A 6,560-nucleotide genomic window follows, 5' to 3' on the forward strand; every position below is an offset into this window, starting at 1 on the left:
TAGGAGAATTTTTGTTAGATGAATTCCAGATAAAAAGGAGAAGAACGATGTCGCTCTCTCCTACTAAATTTCTTTCAAATAAAATATTATTGATGACGATTTGCCCAAGCAACATCCAAATCTAACACTTCTTGTGTTGTGTATTGTTGGCGATAAGGATTGTAGACTTTGTTAGTTGTTGCAACATTGGTTGCTTGCACATTTGGTACATCGTATTGTGTCAAATTATATTGTTGAATCAAATTATTCAACTTAACATTATAGCTTGTATCCGTTGCATAGACACCTGTTAAAGCAGCAGTCGCATTCATATAGCTAGTCGTATTACTCTTCCAAGCATAAGTGTAGCGGCTATGTTTTAAAATCGCCACATAGTCTTGTAAAGATTCAACATAACTTGGATAGGATCTAAATTCTGCATTGACATTATAACTATTTCCTTGTCCATCATCTTCTAGTGTAGGCATTGTGGCTGACTGACCAGCATACTGTCCTTTGATGCCAAATAAATTATGATGAGGAGCGGCTGACAAAGCGGAACGTCCAGAATTGCTTTCCAGAATGGCTTGTGCAATCATAACCGAAGCATACAAATCATTCTCTTGTCCCAATTGACGAGCAGTCTCACCAATTTGTGAAATAAACACTTCTGTTTGGGTCAACGGACGTTGGTAAGTCTCGTCATTGGCACTAGCTGGGTGAACTTGCTTGGACAAAACTGCACTAACCAATAAAGCAGCGGTCACCAAAGCTAGAACTGTTAAAATTCCTTTTTTCAATTTTTTCTTTCTCATAGCTTATTTCTCCAGTATAATATATTTTGATTATAACATAAAATTCCCAGTTCTTAGTTACAATTTAGTGACAGATTCATTATAAAAAACCGAGAAAATGATTCTCAGTTTTTCTTCAATTCCTAAATTTTTTCCAAAATCGCATCCCAAGCTGCATCTAAACCATCTTTATTAACAGATGAAAAAATAATAAAATCATCATTTTTATCAAAATCTAACTTTTTCTTAATGACTGATTCATACTTGTTCCATTTGCCGCGTGGAACTTTGTCAGCTTTCGTGGCTACGACAATGACTGGTATTTCATAATATTTGAGAAATTCGTACATTTGTACGTCGTCTGTACTTGGCTCATGGCGAACGTCCACTAGACTGACAACTGCTCTAAGATTTTCCCTGCTCGTCAGATATTCCTCGATCATCTTGCCCCACTTCGCTCGTTCTGTTTTAGAAACTTTAGCATAACCATAGCCTGGGACATCCACAAAGCGGAGCTTATCATCAATGTTGAAAAAATTAAGCAGTTGCGTTTTTCCTGGTTTACCAGAAGTTCGAGCTAAATTTTTTCGATTTAACAATGTATTGATAAAGGAAGATTTTCCAACATTGGATCGTCCTGCAAGGGCAATTTCAGGAATCTCGTCTTGCGGATAATGAGATTTGTTGGCTGCACTTAGCAAAATTTCTGCATTGTGTGTGTTAATTTCCATTGCACACCTCTTTATGCTGTTTCTAAAATCGGCTTATCCGTTCCGTCAACTGCTTCCTTGGTAATCCGTACCAGCTTCACATTTTCTTGACTTGGAACTTCAAACATGACATCCATCATAGTTTCCTCGATAATCGAACGTAATCCACGCGCACCTGTCTTGCGTTCAATGGCCTTGTTAGCGATTTCCTGAAGAGCATCATCATCAAACTCCAATTTGACATCATCATAAGAAAGAAGAGTCTGATATTGCTTCACTAAAGCATTCTTTGGTTCGCGAAGGATTCGCACCAAATCATCAACTGTTAAAGGCTCAAGCGCTGCAAACACAGGCAAACGACCAATCAATTCAGGAATCAAGCCAAATTTTTGAATATCTTCAGAGATGATTTCTTGCATATAAGAACTAGTTTCATCAATGGCCTTGTTGTTTTGACCAAAACCGATAATTTTTTCGCCTAGACGTTGTTTGACAATTTCTTCAATACCGTCAAATGCACCACCAACGATAAAGAGAATATTTTTCGTATCTACTTGAATCATCTCTTGTTGAGGATGCTTGCGACCGCCTTGCGGAGGTACGCTGGCTACAGTTCCTTCAATAATCTTGAGGAGTGCTTGCTGAACACCTTCACCAGACACATCACGAGTAATAGAGACATTTTCGCTTTTCTTCGCAATTTTGTCAATCTCATCTACATAGATGATACCACGTTCAGCACGCTCAATATTGAAATCTGCTGCTTGCAAGAGTTTCAAGAGAATATTTTCAACATCTTCTCCGACATACCCAGCTTCTGTCAAAGCTGTCGCATCTGCAATCGCAAAAGGAACATTCAGACTTTTTGCTAAAGTTTGAGCGAGGAAGGTCTTGCCAGAACCAGTTGGACCAATCATAAGGATATTGGATTTCTGCAATTCGACATCTTCCTCATCTTCACGATTATCATGAAAATTGATGCGTTTATAGTGATTGTAGACAGCCACAGCCAAAGCACGCTTAGCACGGTCTTGTCCAATCACATAGTGATTCAAAATATTGAGTAGTTCTTGTGGTTTTGGCACTTCTGACAAGTCTGCTAGCACTTCTTCTGCTAGTTCCTCTCTGATGATTTCTTGTGCTAATTCCACACATTCATTACAAATAAAGGCATTATTTCCTGCGATAATCTTTTGCACTTCTTCTTGGCTTTTACCACAAAAAGAACAATAAACCATCATTTCGTTCGTACGATTTGTAGGCATTTTTCACTCCAATTCTATTCGTTGTTTATTCTGTTTCTCATTTAAATAAGGTCATATAAAAAGCATGAATACTATTCACTAAATTTGTAAAAGCATTCAGCCAAAAGAGCACTGACAATCCATACCGTTTTTTACGAAAAGCTTGCGTTGCCGCCATAACACAAACGACACACAAAAGAGCCGTAAAAAATCCGAAAATACTACGTTCCATTACGACTCCTTTCTCTGAAAAGTTGTGACAGTAAAGTCATACTCATTCTTTTCATCTTTGGCATGAAACTGATGAGACAACTCCTGAAATTTCGTCATATCAAAATCTTTCGGGAAATAAGTATCACCTTGTACACTAGCATGAATACGGGTAATAACTAATTCATCTATTAAGGGCTCGAACGCAGAAAAAATCTGACCGCCGCCGATAATATAAAGAGTTTTTTCCTGAGTCTCATACCATTTCATAACCGAGTCAACATCATGAAACACCAGAACTCGCTCATTCTCTGCTTGATATGATTTGTCTCTCGTCAAAATAATTGTCGTGCGATTGGGCAATACTCTGCGGTTCATCCCATCAAATGTCACTCGCCCCATTAAAATAGCCTGCCCAGTTGTCATTTCTTTAAAATGCTTGAGATCAGCTGGTAAATGCCAGGGCAATGTGTTGTTTCGCCCAATCAAGCCATTCTCATCTTGCGCCCAAATAGCTACAATTTTCTTTATCATTTCCTCATCCTTTGAATTGATATTTCTATTTTATCAAATTTCACAAAAAAAGGCTGACTTTAACTATCAAATCAACACTAATTTATATCGCACAAGAAATCCATTCTTTTATGATGTCTGGTGAAAATAGTTAGATACAGCCCTTTATTTTTTAGATTTTGAAAATCTGAAAATTACTTCATTCTCAAATCGCTAAATCAAATTTCAACTGCGGCTTAACAGGATCATAATCAACTAATTCAAAATATTCTGCTTTAATATCAAAAAAGTTGGTTCCGTCTGGAACATTTAAAACCAAGCGTGGCGTACAGTTAGTTGGTTCACGTCGAAGTAATTCTTCAGCTTGTTCAAATTGATTATCATAAATATGCAAATTGTTGACAAAATAAAATAATTTACCAACTTTCCAGCCAAAATGCTTGGCAATCATCATTTGCAATGCTACATACTGCATGGCATTGATGTGATGAGCTACCAACATATCATTTGAGCGTTGTGTCAGAGTTACATCCAGATAAATGTCACCGTCTACACGGCGTACGTCAAACATGGTCTGAAAAGCACAAGGCAATAGACCTTCTGTTTCCTCAAATGCTTCGTAATCCCAAAGCGAGATAATATTTCGTCGATTCCAAGGATTGATTTCTAGCTGTTTCAAGATTTTATTGATAATATCATGTTTCTTAACAACAGCGCCATAGCGTAAGCCAATCGTGCGAGTATCTCCCACTTCCCAATCATTCCAATAATGAACATTGTACTTTTCTTCTAAAATATCTAAGCTATTGGATTGGTCTTGGTAAATCCAGAGCACCTCTTTGATTGCTGATTTGATAGCAATTGGGCGAAGCGTTGTAATAGGAAATTCTCCCTTGCTCAAGTCGTATTCAGCAAAAGAACCGGTGATATACTTAGAGTTAGCCACTTTCCCGTTTTTATAACGAGGGCGAGCATTTTCAGAAAAAACACCTTCAGTCAAGATTTTTCGAATATTTTCTTTAAAAATAGTATCTGCTTTTGTCATGATTTCCCTTTTCTAATATTGCTTTTTCTAGTATAACACAAAATAAAAATCTCCTACAAGTCAAAACCTCGCAGGAGAACATGCTTTAATATCGAATTTTTTGAGCTCCATAAATCGAATGCTGACGATGTAGAGAAAACGCCACCGCACACACTATGAAAAAATAGGGGAAATTAGTAAAGCCAAATACTTCACAGCCGATTAGAATAGGTCCTAAAAAAGTAGATGTTGCACTTCCAAAAACAGCAGCATAACCTAGTGCAGCAACCAAACCAACTGGAAGTCCAAATAAACCCGCTAGCAACACACCTAAGCTTGCACCAATTGCAAAAAGCGGTGTCACTTCTCCGCCTTGAAAGCCAGCAGCTAATGTCAAAACTGTCAGAAGTAATTTGAAGAGCCAATCATATACATAGACGGGCTGACCAGCAAAACTGGCTGCAATCAAATTTGTTCCAAGCCCTGAGTATCGTCCTTTATCCAACAGTAAAAAAACAATGCTCAAGACAACTCCCATCACCACAATCCGTTTGTAGGGATTTGGAAAAATAATTGCTGCTTTCTTTTTGCTCCATGAGAGAGCATAAGCAAATAAATTGCCGCAAAGTCCAAATAGAACTCCGAGAAACACTAATTTGATAAGAAGCGTCGGTGACAATACCAGATGCACAGAAATTGGTTGTACAAACTTTTCAAGCCCTAACGCATGCGATGTCCAAGAAGCAACAAAGGAAGCAATCATTGCAGGATACAGAGCCGTCAGTTGCATGGTTCCTACAACCAAGACTTCCATTGCAAACAAAATTGCCGCCAGCGGTGTTTGAAACAGTCCAGCAAAACCAGCAGCCATTCCTGCGACTAAAAAGATTTTTGAAGTGTTGGGGATAGAAAATTTCTTGCCAAACCGATGAGAAACTGTTGCTCCTAATTGTACTGCTACTCCTTCTCGACCAGCTGAGCCACCAAAAAGGTGCGTCATCCAAGTTGTCAATATAACCAAAGGAATTAAGCGCTTTGGGATATGTTCCTCTACACCATGTCCTACATCAAAAATCAAGGTCATCCCTTTGCTACTGCTTCCACCATACTTTTGATAAAGAAATACAATCCCTAATCCCGCAACAGCTAAAAAAGGAATCAAATAGAGTGGATACATAGAACGAATATCGCTTAAAAAGATAAGGGTTCGCCCAAATATCGCATCAATAATCCCAACTACTAGACCTATAAAAATGGATAACACTGTAATAGCCACTGTTCGCTTTCCAATATCAAGCCATTCTACGCTATCTACCTTTTTCATTTTATCGCCCTCATTATTAGACGTGTTGGTCTTGATAAGCACGCGAATGTTTCAAAATATCAGAAAAAGTCTGAACAATGCTTTCTTCGTACTGTTTTTCATGTACACTATTTGCAATTTTCTCTAAAATTACTTGTTCTCGCTGAGTGTCTAATACAGCTTTTCCAGTCTGACGTTTATAGAGAGCAACTTGACTCACCAAAGCCATTCTTTTCTCTAGTAAGGCAATCAAATCTGCATCTATTTGATCAATTTCTTTTCTAATTTCTACTAAATCCATGATTTCCTCCTAATTGCTTTCTATCTTAACAAAATTTTTCACAATATGCTAGTAATCGTCAGGTTTTGAATCTCAAGTCCTAATTTTCTCAATTTTAGCAGAAAAATAACACTCAAATTGAGAAAAGTTCAAATAAAGCCTATTCTTTCAGCTCTAAAACGAAAAGTTAATGTGAGAGTCGTTTTTATACAGATAAAGATCTATTGGGATTACAAGTGCTATAACTTCATAGGAAAGTGTGGGGGCAAATTTGACACAAGATTGTTTTTTATGATGAATAATTGACTAAAATATAATAAAAAGTTGATGTAAAGCCAAAAAAACAGAAGTACACATTAGTAGAACTTCTGATTTTTAATTTGAGAACCTTTCTATATATTATATTCTCAGTTTGCATTTTTATGAGAGTGATGATGATAGAATTATGAGAATATATCTCAGGTTTTACCTATTTAAAATTTTTTTAATTATTTGAATAGTTT

General features: G+C 37.1%; 8 protein-coding genes. All 8 read right to left on the reverse strand.

Annotation, left to right across the window (positions count from 1 at the left end):
• Window positions 1–86: 86 nt before the first annotated feature.
• The gene (locus HMPREF2984_RS04020; protein WP_003027979.1) at window positions 87–794 is read right to left on the reverse strand and encodes a glucosaminidase domain-containing protein; all 708 of its coding nucleotides are present in this window, start codon (window positions 792–794) and stop codon (window positions 87–89) included.
• A gap of 122 nt (window positions 795–916) precedes the next feature.
• A complete protein-coding gene (gene yihA / locus HMPREF2984_RS04025; protein WP_003027978.1) occupies window positions 917–1,504 on the reverse strand; it encodes a ribosome biogenesis GTP-binding protein YihA/YsxC in 588 nt (195 codons plus the stop codon).
• A gap of 11 nt (window positions 1,505–1,515) precedes the next feature.
• On the reverse strand, window positions 1,516–2,748 hold the full coding sequence (gene clpX, locus HMPREF2984_RS04030) for an ATP-dependent Clp protease ATP-binding subunit ClpX (RefSeq protein ID WP_003042329.1): 1,233 nt from the start codon (window positions 2,746–2,748) through the stop codon (window positions 1,516–1,518).
• A gap of 37 nt (window positions 2,749–2,785) precedes the next feature.
• On the reverse strand, window positions 2,786–2,959 hold the full coding sequence (locus HMPREF2984_RS09580) for a hypothetical protein (RefSeq protein WP_003024903.1): 174 nt from the start codon (window positions 2,957–2,959) through the stop codon (window positions 2,786–2,788).
• On the reverse strand, window positions 2,959–3,471 hold the full coding sequence (locus HMPREF2984_RS04035; protein ID WP_003042235.1) for a dihydrofolate reductase: 513 nt from the start codon (window positions 3,469–3,471) through the stop codon (window positions 2,959–2,961). Before HMPREF2984_RS04035 ends, HMPREF2984_RS09580 begins: the two co-directional genes overlap by 1 nt.
• Window positions 3,472–3,655: 184 nt before the next feature.
• Window positions 3,656–4,495, reverse strand: coding sequence for a thymidylate synthase (locus HMPREF2984_RS04040; protein ID WP_049533338.1), 840 nt, complete (start codon window positions 4,493–4,495; stop codon window positions 3,656–3,658).
• An 85-nt stretch (window positions 4,496–4,580) separates the two neighbouring features.
• Window positions 4,581–5,798, reverse strand: coding sequence for a chloride channel protein (locus HMPREF2984_RS04045; RefSeq protein WP_049533339.1), 1,218 nt, complete (start codon window positions 5,796–5,798; stop codon window positions 4,581–4,583).
• 16 nt (window positions 5,799–5,814) lie between these two features.
• The gene (locus HMPREF2984_RS04050) at window positions 5,815–6,078 is read right to left on the reverse strand and encodes a chorismate mutase (RefSeq protein WP_049533340.1); all 264 of its coding nucleotides are present in this window, start codon (window positions 6,076–6,078) and stop codon (window positions 5,815–5,817) included.
• Window positions 6,079–6,560 lie beyond the last annotated feature (482 nt).

Origin of the sequence: Streptococcus sp. HMSC066E07 (assembly GCF_001814695.1) — a bacterium.
GTDB lineage: Bacteria > Bacillota > Bacilli > Lactobacillales > Streptococcaceae > Streptococcus > Streptococcus hominis.